Below are 20,549 nucleotides of genomic sequence, written 5' to 3' on the forward strand. Positions count from 1 at the left end.
GAGCCTTGCGGCTCCCGCTGCGGCTTACCAGGTTTGGGTGGCCTTGAACTTCTCGATACCGGCTTTGAGGCCAGCGTCGATTTCGTCATTGAAGTCACCCTTCACGTTGATCTTGGCCAACAAGTCGGCGTGATCGCGGTTGAAGTAAGCAATCAGCGCTTGTTCAAAGCTGCCGACCTTGGCGATTTCGACGTCAGTCAGGAACCCACGCTCAGCGGCATACAGCGACAACGCCATGTCAGCGATCGACATTGGGGCGTATTGCTTCTGCTTCATCAGCTCGGTAACGCGCTGACCATGCTCAAGTTGCTTACGGGTCGCTTCGTCCAGGTCAGAAGCGAACTGGGCGAATGCCGCCAGTTCACGGTACTGAGCCAGAGCGGTACGGATACCACCGGAGAGCTTCTTGATGATCTTGGTCTGAGCGGCACCACCCACACGGGATACCGAAACACCGGCGTTCACTGCAGGGCGGATGCCCGAGTTGAACATGGCCGATTCCAGGAAGATCTGACCGTCAGTGATGGAAATCACGTTGGTCGGAACGAACGCGGAAACGTCGCCAGCCTGGGTTTCGATGATCGGCAGTGCGGTCAGGGAACCGGTTTTGCCGGTCACTGCGCCGTTGGTGAACTTCTCTACGTACTCTTCCGAAACGCGGGATGCGCGCTCCAGCAGACGGGAGTGGAGATAGAACACGTCGCCTGGGTAAGCTTCACGGCCTGGTGGACGGCGCAGCAGCAGGGAAATCTGGCGGTAAGCCACTGCTTGCTTGGACAGATCGTCATAAACGATCAGCGCGTCTTCACCGCGGTCGCGGAAGAATTCACCCATGGTGCAACCGGCATACGGTGCCAGGTATTGCAGTGCAGGCGATTCCGAAGCACTGGCAGCCACGATGATCGTGTTTTTCAGTGCGCCGTTCTCTTCCAGCTTGCGAACCACGTTGGCGATGGTCGATTGCTTCTGACCGATGGCTACGTAGACGCAGAAAATGCCGCTGTCTTTCTGGTTGATGATCGCGTCGATCGCCAGAGCGGTTTTACCGATCTGACGGTCACCGATGATCAGCTCACGCTGGCCACGGCCGACAGGGATCATGGCATCGACAGCCTTGTAGCCAGTCTGTACAGGCTGGTCTACCGACTTACGCCAGATCACGCCTGGAGCAACTTTCTCGACCGCGTCGGTCTCGGTGTTGCCCAGTGGACCTTTGCCGTCAACAGGGTTACCCAGTGCGTCGACTACGCGACCCAGCAGTTCCTTACCAACCGGAACCTCCAGGATGCGGCCGGTGCACTTGGCGCTCATGCCTTCGGCCAGAGACTGGTAAGCACCCAGGATAACGGCACCTACGGAGTCCTGCTCCAGGTTGAGGGCCATACCGAAGACGCCGCCCGGAAACTCGATCATCTCGCCGGACATTACGTCGGCCAGACCGTGAATCCGCACGATACCGTCAGATACGCTGACGACAGTGCCTTCGTTACGGGCTTGGGAGGTCACATCGAGCTTGTCGATGCGGCCCTTGATAATTTCACTTATTTCGGAAGGATTGAGTTGCTGCATTGCTCTGCTGCCCCTTCAAACTCAAGATTTCAATGCTTCGGCAAGATTCGCGAGTTTGCCGCGAATCGAGCCATCGATAACCAGGTCGCCGGCGCGAATGACAATGCCCCCAATGAGGGACTTGTCTTCCGCAACTTGCAGGCGCACTTCCCGGTCGAGTCGTGCACTGAGAACCTTGGCGAGTTTGTCTTGCTGTTCTTGGTTCAATGCAAAAGCACTGGTCACTTCAACGTCTACCGACTTCTCTTGCTCGGCCTTGTACAGGTCGAACAGAGCGGCAATCTCCGGCAGAAGCAGGAGACGGTCGTTTTCGGCAACGACGTGGATGAAGTTCTGCACTTTCACATCAAACTTGTCGCCGCACACTTCAATAAAAGTGGCGGCCTTGTCTGCGCTCGTCAGTCGCGGGGCCTTGAGCACGCTCTGCATTGTGTCGTCTTGCGACACTGCTGCAGCCAGGCCGAGCATGGCTGACCAAGAGGCCAGCTGCTGGTGGGCCTGGGCGTGCTCGAAGGCTGCCTTAGCGTAAGGTCGGGCCAACGTGGTCAATTCTGCCATGATCGCCCTCGCTTAAATTTCAGCAGCCAGTTTGTTTACCAGCTCCGCGTGCGCGTTTTGATCGATTGTGGCACCCAGGATCTTCTCAGCACCGCCGACGGCCAGAGCACCCAGTTGGGCACGCAGCGCATCTTTGACACCGTTCAGTTCCTGCTCGATCTCGGCCTGAGCCTGAACCTTCACACGGTCAGCGTCGATACGGGCTTTTTCAACAGCCTCTTCAACGATCTGGTTACCGCGTTTCTTGGCTTGCTCAATGATTTCGGCTGCTTGAGCTTTCGCTTCGCGCAGTTGTTGACCCGCTTTATCTTGGGCCAACTCCAGGTCGCGAGCTGCTCGTGCTGCAGCGTCCAGCCCATCCGCGATCTTCTTCTGACGTTCGTGCAGAGCTGCGATGACCGGAGGCCATACGAACTTCATGCAGAAAACGACAAAAATCAAGAACGCTAAGGACTGACCAATAATGGTTGCATTAATGTTCACGCCAATACCTCGCTCATTCGTTGCACAACACACCAATCACTCGAAAAGACGAGTGATTAACCGGCGAGTTGACCAACGAAAGGGTTCGCGAAGGTGAAGAACAGAGCGATACCAACACCGATCATGGTCACGGCGTCGAGCAGGCCGGCGACGATGAACATTTTAACTTGCAGCATTGGAACCATTTCTGGCTGACGCGCTGCGCCTTCCAGGAACTTGCCGCCCAGCAGGCCGAAACCAATGGCAGTACCCAGGGCGCCCAGGCCGATCAACAGTGCAACAGCGATAGCGGTTAGACCAACTACAGTTTCCATCTTTCCTCCCGACTTTTACGTCGTATGGTTTAGGTTTTTTAGATTTTAAAGCGGTAAAACAAATCGTTTCATAGCCCGGTAGGGCCTACCTTCCCGTTTGACCGGGAAGGACATCAGACTAGTCGAGACTGGTCTTAATGGTTCTCTTCGTGCGCCATCGACAGGTAGACGATGGTCAGCATCATGAAGATGAAGGCCTGCAGGGTGATGATCAGGATGTGGAACACAGCCCACGCCCACTGCAGAACAATGCCCAGGCCGCTAAGCCAGAGCAGGCCGCTGCCGAACATCACAGCGATCAGAATGAATACCAGCTCGCCGGCATACATGTTGCCGAACAGTCGCAGAGCCAGGGAAATCGGCTTGGCGATCAGGGTCACGAATTCCAGCAGGAAGTTCACCGGGATCAGCAGGGCTTGAACGAAGATGTTCTTGCTGCCGAACGGGTGCAGGGTCAGTTCGCCGATGAAGCCGCCGATGCCCTTGATCTTGATGCTGTAGAAAATGATCAACGCGAAGACCGACAGGGCCATGCCCAGGGTAGCGTTCGGGTCAGTGGTCGATACGGCACGGAATGGAATGTGCGGGTCGCCGCTGATCGCCATGGCCAGCTGAGGAATCCAGTCAACCGGGATCAGGTCGACGGCGTTCATCAGGAACACCCAGACGAAGATGGTCAGTGCCAGCGGTGCGATCACCGGGCTACGGCCATGGAAGCTGTCTTTCACGCTGCCATCGACGAATTCGACCAGTACTTCAACGAAGTTCTGCAAAGCACCTGGCTGACCGGAAGTCGCCTTCTTTGCCGCCATGCGGAAAATGAAGACGAAGATCAGACCCAATGCGACCGACCAGCCCAGAGTATCCAGGTGGAAAGCCCAGAAGCCCATTTCTTTGGCCTCTGCTGCGGAGTGGGCAAAGCCCCAGCCGCCATTAGGAAGCTGACCGAAGGTCAGGTTCTGCAAGTGGTGCTGGATATAGCCCGAAGCGGTTGTTTCTGCCATGGTTGCCTCAAACGCCCTAAGGTTTCGAAAGTCTTGTTTTCATTAGCAGGGGAGCGAACCAGCTGACCAGTTGGATCAACACGAAGACGCCGAATACAGCCAGCGGCGCCAATGGCTTCACACCTGCAAAGGTCAGTGCAAACAGCACTGCCGTCAAAATCAGTTTCCCTGCCTCGCCGGCATAAAATGACCGGACGATAGCCTGGGCTGCTCGGGCGCCGGAAAACCGAAAGGCCCTGTGAGCAAAATACATATTGGGCAGCAAGGCTATCAGGCCTCCGCAGAGTCCTGAATATCCGGCAACGACTCCATGCCAATACCAAAGCGCCAACGCGGCGATCAGCAAAATGACAAATTGACCCAATAAAACCGGAAAAACGGCCAAGCGATGGAACGGCAACGTGTTTGGCGTGCGGGTTTCCATCACTCTTGCTCCTCAATGGTCGGCTGCCGGAAATCAATAACTTGGCATAATTTGTGCCGACAAAATGCGCGCAGAGTATAGGGGCGGTTCTGCCCCTATTCAACTGTCGGGTAGTGATTTCCGATCACACGCTACATAAGCAAATGTTTCAGCGGATGTGGGCAAGGACGCCCTGGAGCTCATCAAGCGAGTTATAACCGATGACCAATTGCCCTTTGCCTTTCTTGCCGTGGCGAATTTGCACCGCAGAGCCCAGGCGCTCGGCCAGGCGCTGCTCGAGACGGGCGATATCCGGATCAGGTTTAGCCGTTTCGACCGGTGCAGGTTTGCCGCTGAGCCACTGGCGAACCAACGCCTCGGTCTGGCGAACGGTGAGCCCCCGTGCGACAACGTGTCGCGCCCCTTCAACCTGTTGATTTTCCGGCAAACCGAGCAAAGCACGGGCGTGACCCATTTCCAGGTCGCCGTGGGACAACATGGTCTTGATGACTTCCGGCAGCGCAATCAAACGCAGCAAGTTGGACACGGTTACGCGGGATTTACCCACCGCCTCGGCCACCTGTTGCTGGGTCAGCTGGAATTCCTGTTGCAAACGCTGCAACGCGATCGCTTCTTCGATCGGGTTGAGGTCTTCGCGCTGGATGTTCTCGATCAACGCCATGGCGATGGCGGTTTCATCCGGTACATCGCGCACCATCGCCGGGATGGTTTCCTTGCCGGCCTGCTGGCTGGCGCGCCAGCGGCGCTCACCGGCGATGATTTCAAAGCGGCCGCCGCCAATCGGGCGTACCACGATTGGCTGCATCACGCCCTGGGCCTTGATCGAATTGGCCAGTTCTTCCAGTGCCTGGGGGTCCATGTCCCGGCGTGGCTGGTATTTGCCGCGCTGGATCAGGTCCAGCGGCAGGTGCTGCAACTCGCGCTCGTCGGCCTGCACCGCTTGTTCTTCAAGCGATGTGACGGTCGGACCACTCAACAGTGCATCCAGTCCACGTCCGAGACCTCGTTTCTTGACGGCCATGGGGATTCCTTAAGTTGGCTGGGCTGCAGCGGTGCGTGAGTTGCGGCGTTGGCGACGAACCATCTCGCCGGCCAGGGCCAGGTAGGCAATGGCACCACGGGATGACTTGTCGTACGCCAGCGCGGGCATGCCGTAACTTGGCGCTTCGGCCAGACGGATGTTGCGCGGGATCACCGTGTCGTAAAGCTGATCACCGAAATGTTCCTTGAGCTGCGCCGACACATCGTTCATCAGGCTCAGGCGCGGATCGAACATGGTCCGCAGCAAGCCTTCGATCTGCAGGTTCGGGTTGAGCAACTCAGCGATACGCTTGATGTTATCCACAAGGTCGCTCAAGCCTTCCAGTGCGTAGTACTCGCACTGCATGGGGATAATCACCCCATCAGCTGCCACCAACGCGTTCAGCGTGAGCATCGACAGTGACGGCGGGCAGTCGATCAAAATGTAGTCGTAATTCTCGCGGATCGGCGCCAAGGCGCTACGCAGACGGCTTTCCTTCATCTGCATTTCCAGCAGCACCACTTCCGCCGCGGTCAAATCGCGGTTGGCCGGCAGCAGTTGATAACCGCCGTGTTCGGAGTAGTGCATGGCCTGGGCCAGGTCGCACTCGCCAATCAGCAAGTCGTAGACCGAGTTTTCCAGGCCGTGTTTATCCACACCGCTACCCATGGTGGCGTTGCCCTGTGGATCGAGATCGATCAACAGCACCCGGCGCTTGGTGGCGACCAGGGATGCTGCGAGGTTGATGCAGGTGGTGGTTTTGCCCACGCCACCTTTCTGGTTCGCTATCGCGAATACCTTAGCCATTCTTGCTTGTGTTCCCAATCATGCCGTGCGGCGCAGTATCAGCAGATGGCGTTGGCCTTGGCAACCGGGTACAGCCAAGGCGTGTTCGCTATCGAGGTGGAAGTCTGCCGGCAATGCTAACAGCTCATCGCTTGGATGGACGCCCTTCATTGCCAGCCAGCGGGTATCGCGGTCGCCGAGGTGGCGGGTCCAGTTGCTGAAGTTCTCCATGCTGCTGAAGGCCCTGGAAACAATTCCGTTGAAAGGCTGTTCAGGCGTAAAGGCTTCGACGCGACTGTGGATAACTTGCAGGTTATCCAGCTTGAGTTCGAGTTTGACCTGGGTCAGGAAACGGGTTTTCTTGCCGTTGCTGTCCAGGCAGGTCACTTGGGACTCGGGAAACAGGATGGCCAACGGAATACCAGGCATGCCGCCGCCACTGCCAACGTCAAGCCAGCGGCCGTTTTCGATGAATGGCATCACGCTCAAGCTGTCGAGCAGGTGACGGGACACCATTTCGTCGGGATCACGCACTGCGGTCAGGTTGTAAGCCTTGTTCCATTTGATCAACAACGCCAAATACCCCAACAGCAGCTCGTGCTGGGTTTCGGTCAGGTCGACGCCCAACTGGCGTGCGCCTGTGGATAACTCTTCTGCGTGTTGCGAGGTGACCAACGAACTCAAGCGCTTTGCTCCAACTGACGGCCCGCGCCGCGTTTTTTCAAATGAATCATCAACAGCGAAATGGCTGCTGGGGTGACGCCGGGAATACGTGAAGCCTGGCCCAATGTCTCGGGGCGAGTTATCCCCAGCTTGCTTTGGATTTCTTTCGACAAGCCGGAAATCCCGGTGTAGTCGATATCCACAGGCAACTTGGTGTCTTCACTGGCGCGCAGGCGAGCGATCTCGTCCTGTTGGCGGTCAATGTAACCGGCGTATTTGGTCTTGATTTCGACCTGCTCGGCGACCTGTGGATCTTCCGCGCCCTGGCCGGTCACTTCGACCAGACCAGCGTAGTCGATTTCCGGACGGGACAGCAGGTTGAGCAAGTTGTACTCGTGGGTCAGCGGCGTGCCGAATTTTTCAGCGATCGCGTCGCCTTGTTCAGTCCCCGGCCGAACCCAGGTGCTTTTCAGGCGCTGTTCTTCCAATGCAATGCTTTCGCGTTTTTTGCAGAAGGCTTCCCAACGCACATCATCGACCAGGCCAAGTTCACGTCCTTTTTCGGTCAGGCGCAGGTCGGCGTTGTCTTCGCGCAGGATCAAACGGTATTCCGCCCGAGAGGTGAACATCCGGTACGGTTCCTGGGTCCCCAAAGTAATCAGGTCGTCGACCAATACACCGATGTACGCTTCATCGCGACGCGGGCACCAGCTGTCTTTGCCTTGCGCACGCAATGCTGCGTTGGTCCCGGCCAGCAAACCTTGGGCGCCGGCTTCTTCATAACCGGTGGTTCCGTTGATTTGGCCAGCGAAGAACAGACCGCCAATCACTTTGGTTTCCAGGCTGTACTTCAGGTCGCGCGGGTCGAAATAGTCGTATTCGATGGCGTAGCCCGGACGCACGATGTGTGCGTTTTCCATGCCGCGGATCGATTGCACGATCTGGATTTGCACGTCGAACGGCAGGGAAGTGGAAATGCCGTTCGGGTACAGCTCATGAGTGGTCAAGCCTTCGGGCTCGATGAAGACCTGATGGCTTTCCTTGTCGGCAAAGCGGTGGATCTTGTCTTCGATCGACGGGCAATAACGCGGGCCGATCCCTTCGATCACACCGGAGTACATCGGCGAACGATCGAGGTTCGCAGCAATGATTTCGTGGGTGCGGGCATTGGTGTGGGTGATCCAGCAGCTTACCTGTTTCGGGTGCTGTTCTTTGGAACCCATGAACGACATGACTGGGATCGGCGTATCGCCGGCCTGTTCGGTCATCACCGAGAAGTCCACAGAACGCCCGTCGATACGCGGCGGGGTCCCGGTTTTCAGGCGGCCGACACGCAGCGGCAATTCACGCAGGCGTTTTGCCAAAGCAATCGACGGCGGATCACCGGCACGACCGCCGGAATAGTTCTGCATACCAATGTGGATAAGTCCGCCGAGGAATGTGCCGGTGGTCAACACCACGGATTCCGCGAAGAAACGCAGGCCCATTTGCGTGACAACCCCGCGTACCTGGTCTTGTTCGACGATCAGGTCATCCGCGGCTTGCTGAAATATCCACAGGTTCGGTTGGTTTTCCAGGGTTTCGCGCACAGCAGCCTTGTACAGGATGCGGTCGGCTTGAGCCCGGGTAGCCCGTACGGCTGGGCCTTTGCGGCTGTTGAGCACACGAAATTGAATACCACCCTTATCGGTAGCCATGGCCATCACGCCGCCAAGGGCATCGATTTCCTTGACCAAATGGCTTTTGCCGATCCCACCAATGGCGGGGTTGCAACTCATTGCTCCGAGGGTTTCCACGTTATGCGTTAACAACAGGGTTTTTACGCCCATGCGTGCTGACGCCAGTGCTGCCTCGGTACCGGCATGACCGCCGCCGATGACGATCACTTCAAAACGGGAAGGGAAATCCACCACGCACCTCGTGCCTGCTTATGTAGGTAATCAGGAATTGTCTGTTGAAAGAGTTTTAGAGCTTTGGCGGCAAGTATAGGGACTTAGCCCTTCCTAAAGAACCCTTTGCACAAAATTTAACCAGCTGTGGATGAATCACAGACAATAGAAATTAAAAGAGAGAAATTTATTAAATCTTTGTTTTTATGTTTATTTCTATGTAGCCACCTTTCTGTGGATAGATCTCTGCAGTCCTTTGTTTACATTGTGTACAGCGATTCAAAAGTCTGTGGTCATGTGCCAATGAGAGGCTTGGATAAGTGCTTTAAGCCTGTGGATTAAACAGGTGCTTATCCACAGGCGGGTTTTTACTCAGGTTTCAGGCCCTGTTATCAACTGGGCACAGAGGCGGTTATTCACAGGGCTTAATCCACAGAAATCGGTGAAGCTGTCCGTATTCAGTCCACGACAACGTCAACTGAAACCTCCAATCGGTGGTGAGCACAGCAAAAAAAGAGATCTATTGTGAGAAAACGACAGGGCAGTTAATAATAGCGATTATCATTAACCTACATTGTCTTGCCCTATGTCCCCTTCTTCACACACGGCTGCGGTCCAGAACATCTATGAGCAGCACCATTCCTGGCTGCACGGGTGGCTCAAAGGGAGGTTGCATAACGCCTGCGATGCGGCCGATGTGGCGCACGACACGTTCGTGCGCATCCTGGGCGGGCGGCATGCGGCGCAGATCGTTGAACCGCGAGACTATTTGGCGACCATTGCCAGGGGGTTGGTGATTGATCGCTACCGTCGACATGCCATCGAACAGGCCTATAAGCAAACCTTGGCCGAACGGCCTGAAACCCTAGCCATCAGCGAAGAAGACAGAGCCATCATCATCGATACGTTGGTAGCTGTGGATAAAGCCTTGTCGGCACTCGGCGAGCGAGCACGGCGGATATTCATGCTGTCGCAGATCGAGGGCCTGACTTATCAACAGATTGCCGATCAGCTTCAGGTTTCACTGACCACGGTGAAGAAGCACATGATCCGTGCATTGACCGAATGCGCATTGATCATGGCCAGCTTGTAATGGCGGCGCCTGATCGCAAGACCTTCGAGGCCGCTGCCAATTGGTATGTGCAGTTTCAATCCCAAACCCCTACCGCCGCCGAGCGCCAAGCCTGGCAACAATGGCTCAACGGCGATCCGTCCCATCAGGCCGCGTGGAACCAGATGGAGCAGTTGCAGCGCAGTCTCGGCGCCCTGCCCCAGGATTTCACCCGCCGGGCCTTGTCGACCAGCCAGCAACGGCGCCAGGTGTTGAAGTGGATGCTGGTGCTGGGCGGTACCGGTTACCTCGGCTGGAATGTCCAGCAACACACGCCCCTGGGCAATGTATGGGCCGACTACCGGACGTCCGTGGGTGAGCGCCGGCGTATCGAGCTGGCTGACGGTACGCGGATTGATCTGAACACCCGTACGGCAATTGACGTGGTATTCGATGGGCGCCAGCGTTTGATTCGCCTGCGTGAAGGTGAAGTACTTATCCACACCGGCAAGCGGGGCGGCCAGACGCCCTTTTATGTCGAGACCCGCCAAGGCCGAATCCAGGCCTTGGGCACCACCTTCACCGTGCGCCAGTTGCCAGACTCCACACGTGTCGGCGTCCTCGAGGATCGGGTGAGCGTAGCGCCTGGTGACCAACCCAATCACGCGCGGCTACTCAGTGCCGGTGAAAGCGCTGACTTCGATCGCCAACACGTGGGGCTTAACCACGCTTACCGCGGCTCACAAGCGGCGTGGGTCGATGGTCAGTTGATCGTATTGGATGCTCGCCTCGGGGATGTGATCGAAGACCTCGCCCGCTACCGCCCGGGTGTCCTGCAATGCGACTTGGCGTCGGCACGCCTGCGTGTCTCCGGGACGTTCCGCCTGGATTCCACCGATGCGGTACTGGCCAATCTGCAGGCAACCCTGCCGATCCAGGTGAAGTATTTCACCCGCTATTGGGTTTCAGTGAAACGAATCGGCTGATTGCAAAAAATATCCGCACAAGGGGTTATCTTTTTTTGACCTGACACGGCCCTACAGGTAATCACGACGCCACCTTCAGGGCTTATCCACTTATGCGCCTCCCTTCCAAGCTCCGCCAGCGACTTTCCTACCACGGTATGACGTGCAGCCTGCTACTCGGCACGGCAGCCACCGGCGGTATTTTGTTATCCACTGATGTCCTGGCCGCCAGCGCGGTGCAGCACTACGCTATTGCGGCGGGCCCCCTGGACAATGCGTTGAGCCAATTTGCCGCTCGGGCGAATGTGATTCTATCTTTCTCGCCCCAGCAAACTGCGCGTTTGAACTCGACCGGGATTGAAGGCGACTATTCGGTAGAGCAAGGCTTCGCGCTGTTGCTGCAGAACTCGGGTTTACAAGCGGTAGCCCAGGCGCCCGACAGCTATGTCCTGCAGGCCATTCCTGGTGGGCAGCTCACGCTTGCGCCCACCACGGTCAGCACTTATCAACAGGACGGGTTCAACCAGGAGATCGCCGGGGATGTGGGCTACAAGGCACAAAACAGCCGCGTCGGTACCAAGACCAGTACGCCTCTGTCAGAAACGCCGCGTTCGGTATCCGTAGTCACCGGTCAGCGCATCAAGGACCAGAAGTCACAGACCCTGACGGAAGTGTTGGGCTACGTGCCAGGTATCTTTGCGCCACCCTTTGCTGCCGGCGACGGTCTGGCTGGTGACCTGTTCTTCATTCGTGGTTTCAATGCCACCGATTACGGCTACGGTTTGCTGCGAGATGGCCTACGTGTACAGGGCAATCGGTATGACACCACCAGTGAGCCGTATGGCCTGGAGCGCGTCGAAATCTTCCGTGGCCCCTCTTCCCTGCTCTACGGCGAAAACGCACCTGGCGGTTTGGTGAACCTGGTGAGCAAGCACCCGACAGCCACGCCGCAAGGTGAGGTCCAGCTGGGGTATGGCTCGAATAATCGGCGTCAGCTGGGTGTGGATATCTCGGGGCCGCTCAATGACAGCGACAATATTCTTGGCCGAGTTGTGATGCTCGGTCGCAAATCCGACACGCAGACCGACCATGTGCCAGATGATCGCCTGTACATCGCGCCATCACTGACCCTGAATTTCGACGACTACAACACCCTTACCCTGTTGGCTAATTATCAAAAGGACCACACCAATCTCGAACTTGGCCTACCGGCCGCCGGCACCTTGCTGACAAATCCCAATGGCAAGCTGTCCAAGCACACCATGCTCGGCGACCCGGACTGGAACACTTTTGAACGTGAAGCCTGGAGCACCGGTTACGAATTCAGCCACAGCTTCAACGACGATTGGCAGTTCCGCCAGAACTCGCGGTATATGCAGTCGCGCATCAACCGCCATGAAACCTGGCCCAGCGCCCTGAATAACCGCGGGTTTGGTACGCAACTGAACATGACCGCCTATGACCGCTATAACAAGTCGATGGTGTATTCCCTGGATAACCAGTTGGAAGGCAAATTCCAGGTGGGCGGTCTGGAAAATACGGTGCTGTTGGGTGCCAGCTATGACCGCACTTCGTTCAATCAGGATTGGGACGCCGGTTTCGCCGGCACCATCAATGTGTATAACCCGGTGTATCTGCGTGATCCGCTTACGCCGGTGGCAGTGCAAAACACCTTGCTCGAGCAGCAGATGAAGGGCGTTTATGCACAGATCCAGAGCAAGTACGACCACTGGCTGTTCTTGCTGGGTGGCCGTCAGGATTGGGTCGACAGCGATTTCCGCGACAAGGTCAACAAGGCCAGTAACACCGGCTCGGAAGATCGCAAGTTCACCTACCAAGGCGGGGTGATGTACCAGTTCGACAACGGCCTGACGCCGTACGTCAGCTACTCCACCGCATTTGTGCCGGTGCAGCAGATCTCCAATGCCGGGTCACCGCTGAAGCCGATTACCAGTAGTCAGTACGAAGTGGGTGTGAAGTACGAGCCGATCGGCTGGGATACGGCGATGACCCTCTCGGTGTATGACCTGCGCAAGGAAGACGACACCTACCTCGACGCCACCACCAACAGCTATCGCCAGGTGGGCGAAAGCCGGGCCAAAGGTGCGGAAGTCGAGGTGAACAGCAACATCACGCCCAACCTGAATGTGACGGCCGCTTACACCTACACTGACGCTCGGATTACCAAGGATTCGGCTACATCGCTGGTCGAAGGGCACCAGATGACGGGGGTTCCACGCAACCAGGCTTCGGTATGGGGCAAGTACCGCTTCCTTGATGGCCAACTCAAAGGTTTGTCGTTGGGCGGCGGTGTGCGTTATTTCGACAGCACCTTTTCCTACACCGCGCCATCGCTATACGGGAAGTTGGATGCAGGAAGCGTCACCTTGGTGGACGCAGCCGTTGGCTATCAAATCGACAAACATTGGTCTGTGGATGTGAACGCCAAGAACCTGTTCGACAAGGAATATGTATCTGGTTGCAACGATGCAGGCCGCTGCTATTGGGGGGATAGCCGCACCCTGCTTGGGACGGTTTCGTACAACTGGTGATGGGTGAGCGCCTGAAGAATGTGGTGTTCTTCAGGCCGCTATCGCTGCCAAGCCAATGCCTGCAGGGTCTGTGGATAACTTTTTTATTTACCGATGCAGAAGCTGGAGAAGATCCGGCCCAACAAATCATCGGAGCTGAATGCACCGGTTATCTCTCCCAACAGCTGCTGCGCCTGACGGAGATCCTCTGCCAGCAGCTCCCCTGCCCCTGCTAAGGTCAACTGTGCCCGGCCGTGCTCCAACGCTGCGCTCGCGTGGCGCAACGCCTCCAGGTGCCTACGGCGCGCACTGAAGCTACTTTCCGAGGTCTGCTCGTAGCCCATACAGGCCTTAAGGTGCTCGCGCAGCAGTTCCAGGCCTTCACCCGCCGACTTGGCGCTCAGGCTGATCGTGACGTGACCATCCGCGCTGGTTTCCATCGCAATGGCTTCACCCGTCAGGTCGGCTTTGTTACGAATCAAGGTGACCTTCGCTGGGTCCGGCCGTTGCTCAAGGAACTCCGGCCACAACGCGAAAGGATCCACAGCCTCGGGCGCCGTCGCATCCACCACCAGCAGAACTCGATCCGCTTCGCCGATGGCCTTGAGCGCGCGTTCCACGCCGATCTTTTCCACTTGGTCATCGGTGTCGCGCAAGCCGGCGGTGTCGACCACGTGCAATGGCATGCCGTCGATGTGGATATGTTCGCGCAGGATATCCCGGGTGGTGCCGGCGATCTCAGTGACGATGGCGGCCTCACGCCCCGCCAGCGCATTCAACAGACTGGATTTGCCTGCATTGGGCCGTCCAGCAATCACCACCGTCATGCCGTCACGCAGCAGCGCACCCTGCCCGGCTTCACGCAGCACTGTGGATAACTCATCACGGACCTTATCGAGCATCGCCAATACATGGCCATCGGCGAGGAAATCGATTTCTTCCTCGGGAAAATCAATCGCCGCCTCGACGTATATGCGTAGGCTGATCAGTTGTTCGGTCAGGTTATGCACACGTAGCGAGAACGCGCCCTGCAGCGAGCGCAGTGCGTTGCGTGCAGCCTGTGCAGAACTGGCTTCGATCAAATCAGCAATGGCCTCAGCCTGGGCCAGGTCGAGCTTTTCGTTGAGAAAGGCGCGTTCGCTGAATTCCCCAGGCCTGGCCAGACGGCAGCCCAGTTGCAGGCAACGCTGCAGCAACATATCCAGCACAACCGGGCCGCCGTGGCCCTGCAATTCCAGGACATCTTCCCCAGTAAAGGAATTGGGCCCTGGGAAATAAAGAGCCAAGCCTTCGTCCAGCACCGTTTCATCTGCATCCAGGAACGGGCCGTAATGGGCATACCGCGGCTTCAACTCGCGGCCGCTGATAGCCTTGGCTGCAACGCTTGCGAGCGGCCCGGAAATTCTAACGATACCGACACCACCGCGACCTTGAGCGGTAGCGACAGCAGCGATGGTTTCACGAGGAGCGCTCATCAGCAGGTTCCAGAACTAAAATGACGGAAAGCAAAACGCCCCACTAGGGGGCGTCTTGAGTGGTTATCCACAGAGTAAATTACGCAGAGGCTTTTGCGGTAGCCGCTTCGATTTTACGTGTGATGTACCACTGTTGAGAGATCGACAACACGTTGTTGACCACCCAGTACAGCACCAGACCAGCAGGGAACCACAGGAAGAAGAAGGTGAAGATGATTGGCATCATTTTCATTACCTTGGCCTGCATCGGATCCGGCGGAGTCGGGTTCAAACGCTGCTGGATAAACATGGTCGCGCCCATGATGATCGGCAGGATAAAGAACGGGTCTTTGATCGACAGGTCAGTTATCCACAGCATGAACGGAGCCTGACGCATTTCCACGCTTTCCAGGAGTACCCAGTACAGCGACAAGAATACCGGCATCTGCACCAGAATCGGCAAGCATCCACCCAGCGGGTTGATCTTCTCTTTCTTGTACAGCTCCATCATGGCCTGCGACATTTTCTGCCGGTCATCGCCATGCTGCTCTTTCAGCGCCGCCAGTTTCGGGGCCACGGCACGCATGCGCGCCATCGACTTGTAGCTGGCTGCCGACAGAGGGAAGAAGATCCCCTTGATCAGCATGGTCAGGAAGATGATCGAGAAGCCCCAGTTACCTACAATGCTGTGGATATGTTGCAGCAACCAGAAAATCGGCTGGGCGATGAACCACAGGAAGCCGTAATCCACAGTCAGTTCCAGACCTGGGGACAACTCCTTCAGCACAGCCTGGCTTTTCGGGCCGGCGTACAACGTGGCGCTGGTTTCAGCCTTGGCGCCTGGCGCGACGGTCAACGCCGGGCCAGTGAAGCCAATGATGTAGTTGCCTTGGCTGTCCTTGCGGGTTTGAACCAGGTTCGCGTCGCCCTTGCTCGGGATCCAGGCGGTCACAAAGTAGTGTTGCAGCCAGGCTACCCAACCACCTTGGACGGTTTCTTTCAGCGAGCCCTTGTCGATATCTTTCATCGACACTTTTTTATACGGTTCGCTACTTGTCCACAGGGCGGCGCCCAGATAAGTCGCGGTGCCGGTGGCGGTGCTGGAAGAAGGATCGGAACTGGCATCACGCTTGAGCTGGGCAAACAGGTTGCCGCTCCATGGTTTGTCGCTTTCGTTGTCGATCAGGTAAGTGACCTTCAAGTCGTACAGACCACGGGTAAAGCTGAAACGCTTGATGTAGTTGACGCCGTCGAGGCTGAATTTCAGGTCAACGTTCAACTGGTTCTGGCCATCAGCCAGTTGATAAGTCTTCTGTTCGGTCGAATAAACCGGACGACCGGTAGCACGAGCATCCGGACCATTGGTGCCGGTCAGGCCACTTTGCGCCAGATAAGTACGTTCACCACCGTTATCGAACAGTTGGAACGGAACATCCGGATGGTCTTGGCGACGTGGATACAGCGGCAGTTTCAACTGCGCGATATCACCACCTTGTGGGTCGATAGCCAGGTCGAGCACATCCGTTTTTACGTGGATGAGGTCTTTATTGGTGACCACTGGCGTTTCTAAAGGGGCGCTTGTCTCGCCATTCGCGCTGGGAACATCGGCACTCGCGGACGCATTGTTACCCAGCGGGGTGTCCGGAATAGCCGGCGCAGCCTGATTGGTAGCAACATTCTGAGTCGGCAGGGCAGCTTGGCCGTAGTCCTGGTTCCACTTAAGAACCATGACGTAGGACACGATTGCCAGGGCGACGATCAGGATCGTGCGTTTAATATCCATGATTACTCGGCCATCGAAGAAGAACGGGAGGTAGGGATAGGTGGAACCGGGTCATAACCACCGGGATTCCACGGATGACAGCGACCTAAACGACGAAAGGTCAGCCAGCCACCGCGCAGAAGACCATGATTTTCTATGGCCTCTAACGCGTAGCAGGAACAACTGGGGTAGAAACGACAGTGGTTGGCCATCAGAGGACTAATGGCATAGCGATAAAACTGGATCGGAACGAGGGCCAGTTTACGCATCGGTGCTGTCTACCCCTACAGTTTCGGTGTTGGCCGCTGGAGCTGGTTTGTTGGTACGCGCCAGACGTTTCCAGAGCTTGCCGAAATGCTGAATCAATTCGGGGTTTTCTACATCACCCAAGCCTTTGCGCGCGACGATAACAATATCCCAACCAACCAGAGTGTCCTGGTGGAGGCGAAACGATTCGCGCATCAGACGCTTGAGGCGATTGCGCTCAACGGAGAGCTTTACGCTCTTCTTGCCGATCACCAACCCGAGACGGGGGTGATCAAGATCGTTGTTACGCGCAAGGAGCAGGAGATTTTTCCCCGGAACCTTGCCGGTGGGGGAGTCAAAGACTGCCTTGAAATGCCGGGGGGTTAGCAGACGCTTTTCCCGACTGAAGTCCTGACTCACCACCAGTACCGGATTATCAAACTGCCAGACGCGCACGACCTTTGGCGCGGCGACGCGACAGGACAGCACGGCCGTTCTTGGTAGCCATGCGAGCACGGAAGCCGTGGGTGCGGGCGCGTTTGATGGTGCTTGGTTGGAAAGTACGTTTCATGGCGTTGTTACCTGGTTCGTCCACAACGGGCCGGAATGGCCCCCGTTTTAAGAGACCGGCGATTCTAGTGAAAGCAAGCCTCTAGGTCAATTTCCAACCAGCTTTTCCTTTAATTAGATCTCCACAGGCCATCCGGTCATTTCTATCCGCCAGGCTTCCACCGGTCATGGCTTAGATATAAAAATAAAGAAGGAAGTTATTTAAAGCTTTTCTGTAAAGCTTATAAAAGCTAGGCAGTCAATCATCTGTGGATAACTGCCTTAAGGCCATATTCTACGTGCTGTACAGAGAATGACAACACGGGGGAGAAACGGTGCTCTGCCTGTGCTGCGCTGTCGGATAAGCTGTGGGTGGAATGGCTTGTTATCCACAGGCCAGTTACCCACAGACTTTCGACCCCACTTGTACAACGACCTCAAGGGCGCTTATCCACAGAGCTTATGCACAGACCATTGGTCGCCTTTATTGCTGTTAAGACGTTGATTTTGGCTGGCCTCTGATCAACCTACATGTGGATAAGTGGGCGGCTCGCCGCTACAATGGCGGCTGTTTTTGCCTCACCGGCTTTCAACTTAGGGGATATCCGTGTCAGTGGAACTTTGGCAGCAGTGCGTGGAGCTTTTGCGCGAAGAGCTGCCTGCCCAGCAATTCAACACCTGGATCCGTCCGCTACAGGTCGAAGCCGAAGGCGACGAGTTGCGTGTCTACGCGCCCAATCGTTTTGTTCTCGACTGGGTCAATGAGAAGTACCTGAGCCGCGTTCTCGAATTGCTCGATGAACATGGCAACGGCCTCGCGCCCGTGCTCTCCTTATTAATAGGCAGCAAACGTAGCTCGGCGCCTCGCGCTGCGCCGAATGCGCCACTGGCCGCGGCTGCGTCCCAAGCCCAGGCAGCGACAGCACCTGCTGTCAGTGCGCCCGCGCCTGCACCGGCGCCCTCCAAATCCTCTGCGCAAAAAAGCGCTCCAGAGAATGAAGAGCCATCCCGCGACAGCTTCGACCCTATGGCAGGCGCCGCCTCCCAACAAGCCCCAGTTCGCGCCGAACAGCGCACTGTGCAGGTCGAAGGCGCGCTCAAGCACACCAGCTACCTGAACCGCACCTTTACCTTCGAGAACTTCGTCGAAGGTAAGTCCAACCAGCTGGCTCGCGCTGCCGCCTGGCAGGTCGCCGACAACCCCAAGCACGGTTACAACCCGCTCTTCCTTTATGGCGGTGTTGGCTTGGGTAAGACTCACTTGATGCACGCTGTGGGTAACCACCTATTAAAGAAGAACCCGAATGCCAAGGTCGTGTACTTGCACTCGGAGCGCTTCGTAGCTGACATGGTCAAGGCCTTGCAGCTCAACGCCATCAACGAGTTCAAGCGGTTCTACCGCTCGGTAGACGCGTTGTTGATCGATGACATTCAATTCTTTGCCCGCAAAGAGCGTTCCCAGGAAGAGTTCTTCCACACGTTCAACGCGCTGCTTGAAGGTGGCCAGCAGGTCATCTTGACCAGTGACCGTTACCCGAAAGAAATCGAAGGCCTCGAAGAACGTCTGAAATCCCGCTTCGGCTGGGGCCTGACGGTTGCGGTAGAGCCGCCGGAGCTGGAAACCCGCGTTGCGATCCTGATGAAAAAAGCCGACCAGGCCAAGGTCGACTTGCCCCACGATGCGGCGTTTTTCATCGCTCAACGCATCCGCTCCAACGTGCGTGAGTTGGAAGGCGCGCTCAAGCGGGTCATCGCACACTCTCACTTCATGGGCCGCGACATCACCATCGAGCTGATTCGTGAATCCCTGAAGGACTTGCTGGCACTGCAGGACAAACTGGTGAGTGTGGATAACATCCAGCGCACCGTGGCCGAGTACTACAAGATCAAGATTTCCGACCTGCTGTCCAAGCGCCGTTCGCGCTCGGTGGCACGTCCTCGGCAGGTGGCCATGGCGCTCTCCAAAGAGCTGACTAACCACAGCCTGCCGGAAATCGGTGATGTGTTTGGCGGGCGCGACCACACCACGGTCTTGCACGCGTGCCGCAAGATCAACGAACTTAAGGAATCCGACGCGGATATTCGCGAGGACTACAAGAACCTGCTGCGTACACTGACCACTTGAAGACACCAGCGCAGCTTATTAAGGCAAGGGACTAGACCATGCATTTCACCATTCAACGCGAAGCCCTGTTGAAACCCCTGCAACTGGTCGCAGGCGTCGTCGAGCGCCGACAGACCTTGCCGGTGCTTTCCAACGTATTGCTGGTAGTCGAAGGCCAGCAGTTGTCCTTGACCGGTACTGACTTGGAAGTCGAACTGGTCGGTCGTGTGCAGCTGGAAGAGCCTGCCGAGCCGGGCGAGATCACCGTACCGGCGCGCAAGCTGATGGACATCTGCAAGAGCCTGCCGAACGACGCGCTGATCGACATCAAAGTTGATGAAGCGAAGTTGGTGGTCAAGGCCGGCCGCAGCCGTTTCACCCTGTCCACGTTGCCGGCGAATGATTTCCCGACCGTTGAAGAAGGCCCGGGCTCGCTGACCTGCAGCCTAGAGCAGAGCAAGCTGCGTCGTTTGATCGAACGCACCAGCTTCGCCATGGCCCAGCAAGACGTGCGTTACTACCTCAACGGCATGCTGCTGGAAGTGTCGGAAGGCATTATCCGCGCCGTGGCCACCGACGGTCACCGCCTGGCCATGTGCTCGATGCGCGCCGATATCGGTCAGCCGGACCGTCACCAGGTGATCGTGCCGCGCAAAGGTATCCTTGAACTGGCGCGCCTGCTTACCGAGCCGGAAGGCAACGTCAGCATTGTGTTGGGTCAACACCATATTCGCGCGACCACTGGTGAGTTTACCTTCACCTCCAAGCTGGTTGACGGCAAATTCCCGGATTACGAGCGTGTGCTGCCTAAAGGTGGCGACAAGCTGGTTCTCGGTGATCGTCAGGCACTGCGCGAAGCGTTTAGCCGTACCGCGATTCTGTCCAACGAAAAGTACCGTGGTATCCGCCTGCAACTGGCCAACGGTCAGTTGAAGATCCAGGCGAACAACCCGGAGCAGGAAGAGGCGGAAGAAGAAGTGGGCGTCGACTACAACGGCGGTTCGCTGGAGATCGGCTTCAACGTGAGCTACCTGTTGGACGTATTGGGTGTTATGACCACTGAACAGGTTCGCCTGATTCTGTCGGACTCCAACAGCAGCGCCCTGGTGCAGGAATCCGACAACGACGACTCGGCGTACGTTGTCATGCCGATGCGCCTGTAATCATGCTCAGCAG

Annotated in this window: 20 protein-coding genes; 5 read left to right on the plus strand and 15 right to left on the minus strand. The window is 56.9% G+C overall.

What is annotated here, in order from left to right:
- Positions 1 to 24: 24 nt before the first annotated feature.
- From atpA to mnmG, 10 genes are all read right to left on the minus strand, one after another.
- Positions 25 to 1,569 (minus strand): F0F1 ATP synthase subunit alpha, encoded by a 1,545-nt coding sequence (atpA, locus tag ACP7C6_RS18660; protein ID WP_010207686.1) that lies wholly within the window; start codon positions 1,567 to 1,569, stop codon positions 25 to 27.
- 21 nt (positions 1,570 to 1,590) lie between these two features.
- Complete coding sequence (locus ACP7C6_RS18665) at positions 1,591 to 2,127, minus strand: F0F1 ATP synthase subunit delta (protein WP_028618579.1); 537 nt, start codon at positions 2,125 to 2,127, stop codon at positions 1,591 to 1,593.
- 12 nt (positions 2,128 to 2,139) lie between these two features.
- Positions 2,140 to 2,610, minus strand: coding sequence for a F0F1 ATP synthase subunit B (locus ACP7C6_RS18670; RefSeq protein WP_008439543.1), 471 nt, complete (start codon positions 2,608 to 2,610; stop codon positions 2,140 to 2,142).
- 56 nt (positions 2,611 to 2,666) lie between these two features.
- Positions 2,667 to 2,924, minus strand: coding sequence for a F0F1 ATP synthase subunit C (atpE, locus tag ACP7C6_RS18675; protein WP_002555987.1), 258 nt, complete (start codon positions 2,922 to 2,924; stop codon positions 2,667 to 2,669).
- A 134-nt stretch (positions 2,925 to 3,058) separates the two neighbouring features.
- Entirely contained in the window at positions 3,059 to 3,928 is an 870-nt protein-coding gene (gene atpB, locus ACP7C6_RS18680; protein ID WP_016978714.1) for a F0F1 ATP synthase subunit A, read from the minus strand.
- A 16-nt stretch (positions 3,929 to 3,944) separates the two neighbouring features.
- The gene (locus ACP7C6_RS18685; RefSeq protein WP_426109089.1) at positions 3,945 to 4,352 is read right to left on the minus strand and encodes a F0F1 ATP synthase subunit I; all 408 of its coding nucleotides are present in this window, start codon (positions 4,350 to 4,352) and stop codon (positions 3,945 to 3,947) included.
- Positions 4,353 to 4,500: 148 nt separating this feature from the next.
- The gene (locus ACP7C6_RS18690) at positions 4,501 to 5,373 is read right to left on the minus strand and encodes a ParB/RepB/Spo0J family partition protein (protein ID WP_016970690.1); all 873 of its coding nucleotides are present in this window, start codon (positions 5,371 to 5,373) and stop codon (positions 4,501 to 4,503) included.
- Positions 5,374 to 5,382: 9 nt separating this feature from the next.
- Entirely contained in the window at positions 5,383 to 6,180 is a 798-nt protein-coding gene (locus ACP7C6_RS18695) for a ParA family protein (protein WP_016978715.1), read from the minus strand.
- A gap of 18 nt (positions 6,181 to 6,198) precedes the next feature.
- Complete coding sequence (gene rsmG, locus ACP7C6_RS18700; protein ID WP_028618580.1) at positions 6,199 to 6,843, minus strand: 16S rRNA (guanine(527)-N(7))-methyltransferase RsmG; 645 nt, start codon at positions 6,841 to 6,843, stop codon at positions 6,199 to 6,201.
- Complete coding sequence (gene mnmG, locus ACP7C6_RS18705; protein ID WP_068937761.1) at positions 6,840 to 8,732, minus strand: tRNA uridine-5-carboxymethylaminomethyl(34) synthesis enzyme MnmG; 1,893 nt, start codon at positions 8,730 to 8,732, stop codon at positions 6,840 to 6,842. Before mnmG ends, rsmG begins: the two co-directional genes overlap by 4 nt.
- Positions 8,733 to 9,297: 565 nt before the next feature.
- Here mnmG and ACP7C6_RS18710 point away from each other — a divergent pair.
- From ACP7C6_RS18710 to ACP7C6_RS18720, 3 genes are all read left to right on the plus strand, one after another.
- Positions 9,298 to 9,804: a sigma-70 family RNA polymerase sigma factor gene (locus ACP7C6_RS18710; RefSeq protein ID WP_426109090.1), complete on the plus strand. Its 507-nt coding sequence runs from the start codon at positions 9,298 to 9,300 to the stop codon at positions 9,802 to 9,804.
- On the plus strand, positions 9,804 to 10,748 hold the full coding sequence (locus ACP7C6_RS18715; protein ID WP_426109091.1) for a FecR domain-containing protein: 945 nt from the start codon (positions 9,804 to 9,806) through the stop codon (positions 10,746 to 10,748). Before ACP7C6_RS18710 ends, ACP7C6_RS18715 begins: the two co-directional genes overlap by 1 nt.
- 92 nt (positions 10,749 to 10,840) lie before the next feature.
- Positions 10,841 to 13,279 carry a TonB-dependent siderophore receptor gene (locus ACP7C6_RS18720; protein ID WP_426109092.1) on the plus strand — a complete coding sequence of 813 codons (2,439 nt, stop codon included), beginning with the start codon at positions 10,841 to 10,843 and terminating at the stop codon, positions 13,277 to 13,279.
- Between the two features lie 83 nt (positions 13,280 to 13,362).
- Here ACP7C6_RS18720 and mnmE read toward each other — a convergent pair whose 3' ends face one another.
- From mnmE to rpmH, 5 genes are all read right to left on the minus strand, one after another.
- Positions 13,363 to 14,733, minus strand: coding sequence for a tRNA uridine-5-carboxymethylaminomethyl(34) synthesis GTPase MnmE (gene mnmE, locus ACP7C6_RS18725; RefSeq protein ID WP_426109093.1), 1,371 nt, complete (start codon positions 14,731 to 14,733; stop codon positions 13,363 to 13,365).
- Positions 14,734 to 14,812: 79 nt separating this feature from the next.
- Entirely contained in the window at positions 14,813 to 16,495 is a 1,683-nt protein-coding gene (gene yidC, locus ACP7C6_RS18730) for a membrane protein insertase YidC (protein WP_068937756.1), read from the minus strand.
- A gap of 2 nt (positions 16,496 to 16,497) precedes the next feature.
- Entirely contained in the window at positions 16,498 to 16,743 is a 246-nt protein-coding gene (yidD, locus tag ACP7C6_RS18735) for a membrane protein insertion efficiency factor YidD (RefSeq protein ID WP_003213574.1), read from the minus strand.
- A complete protein-coding gene (gene rnpA, locus ACP7C6_RS18740) occupies positions 16,736 to 17,140 on the minus strand; it encodes a ribonuclease P protein component (RefSeq protein WP_068937760.1) in 405 nt (134 codons plus the stop codon). The genes yidD and rnpA overlap by 8 nt, the downstream gene beginning before the upstream one ends.
- A gap of 16 nt (positions 17,141 to 17,156) precedes the next feature.
- On the minus strand, positions 17,157 to 17,291 hold the full coding sequence (rpmH, locus tag ACP7C6_RS18745) for a 50S ribosomal protein L34 (protein ID WP_003213577.1): 135 nt from the start codon (positions 17,289 to 17,291) through the stop codon (positions 17,157 to 17,159).
- 585 nt (positions 17,292 to 17,876) lie between these two features.
- Here rpmH and dnaA point away from each other — a divergent pair.
- Positions 17,877 to 19,394, plus strand: coding sequence for a chromosomal replication initiator protein DnaA (dnaA, locus tag ACP7C6_RS18750; RefSeq protein WP_032864428.1), 1,518 nt, complete (start codon positions 17,877 to 17,879; stop codon positions 19,392 to 19,394).
- 38 nt (positions 19,395 to 19,432) lie between these two features.
- A complete protein-coding gene (gene dnaN, locus ACP7C6_RS18755) occupies positions 19,433 to 20,536 on the plus strand; it encodes a DNA polymerase III subunit beta (RefSeq protein ID WP_010207719.1) in 1,104 nt (367 codons plus the stop codon).
- The last annotated feature ends 13 nt before the right edge of the window (positions 20,537 to 20,549 follow it).

Source organism: Pseudomonas sp. TWR1-1-4, from assembly GCF_049897165.1.
GTDB classification, from domain to species: domain Bacteria; phylum Pseudomonadota; class Gammaproteobacteria; order Pseudomonadales; family Pseudomonadaceae; genus Aquipseudomonas; species Aquipseudomonas canadensis.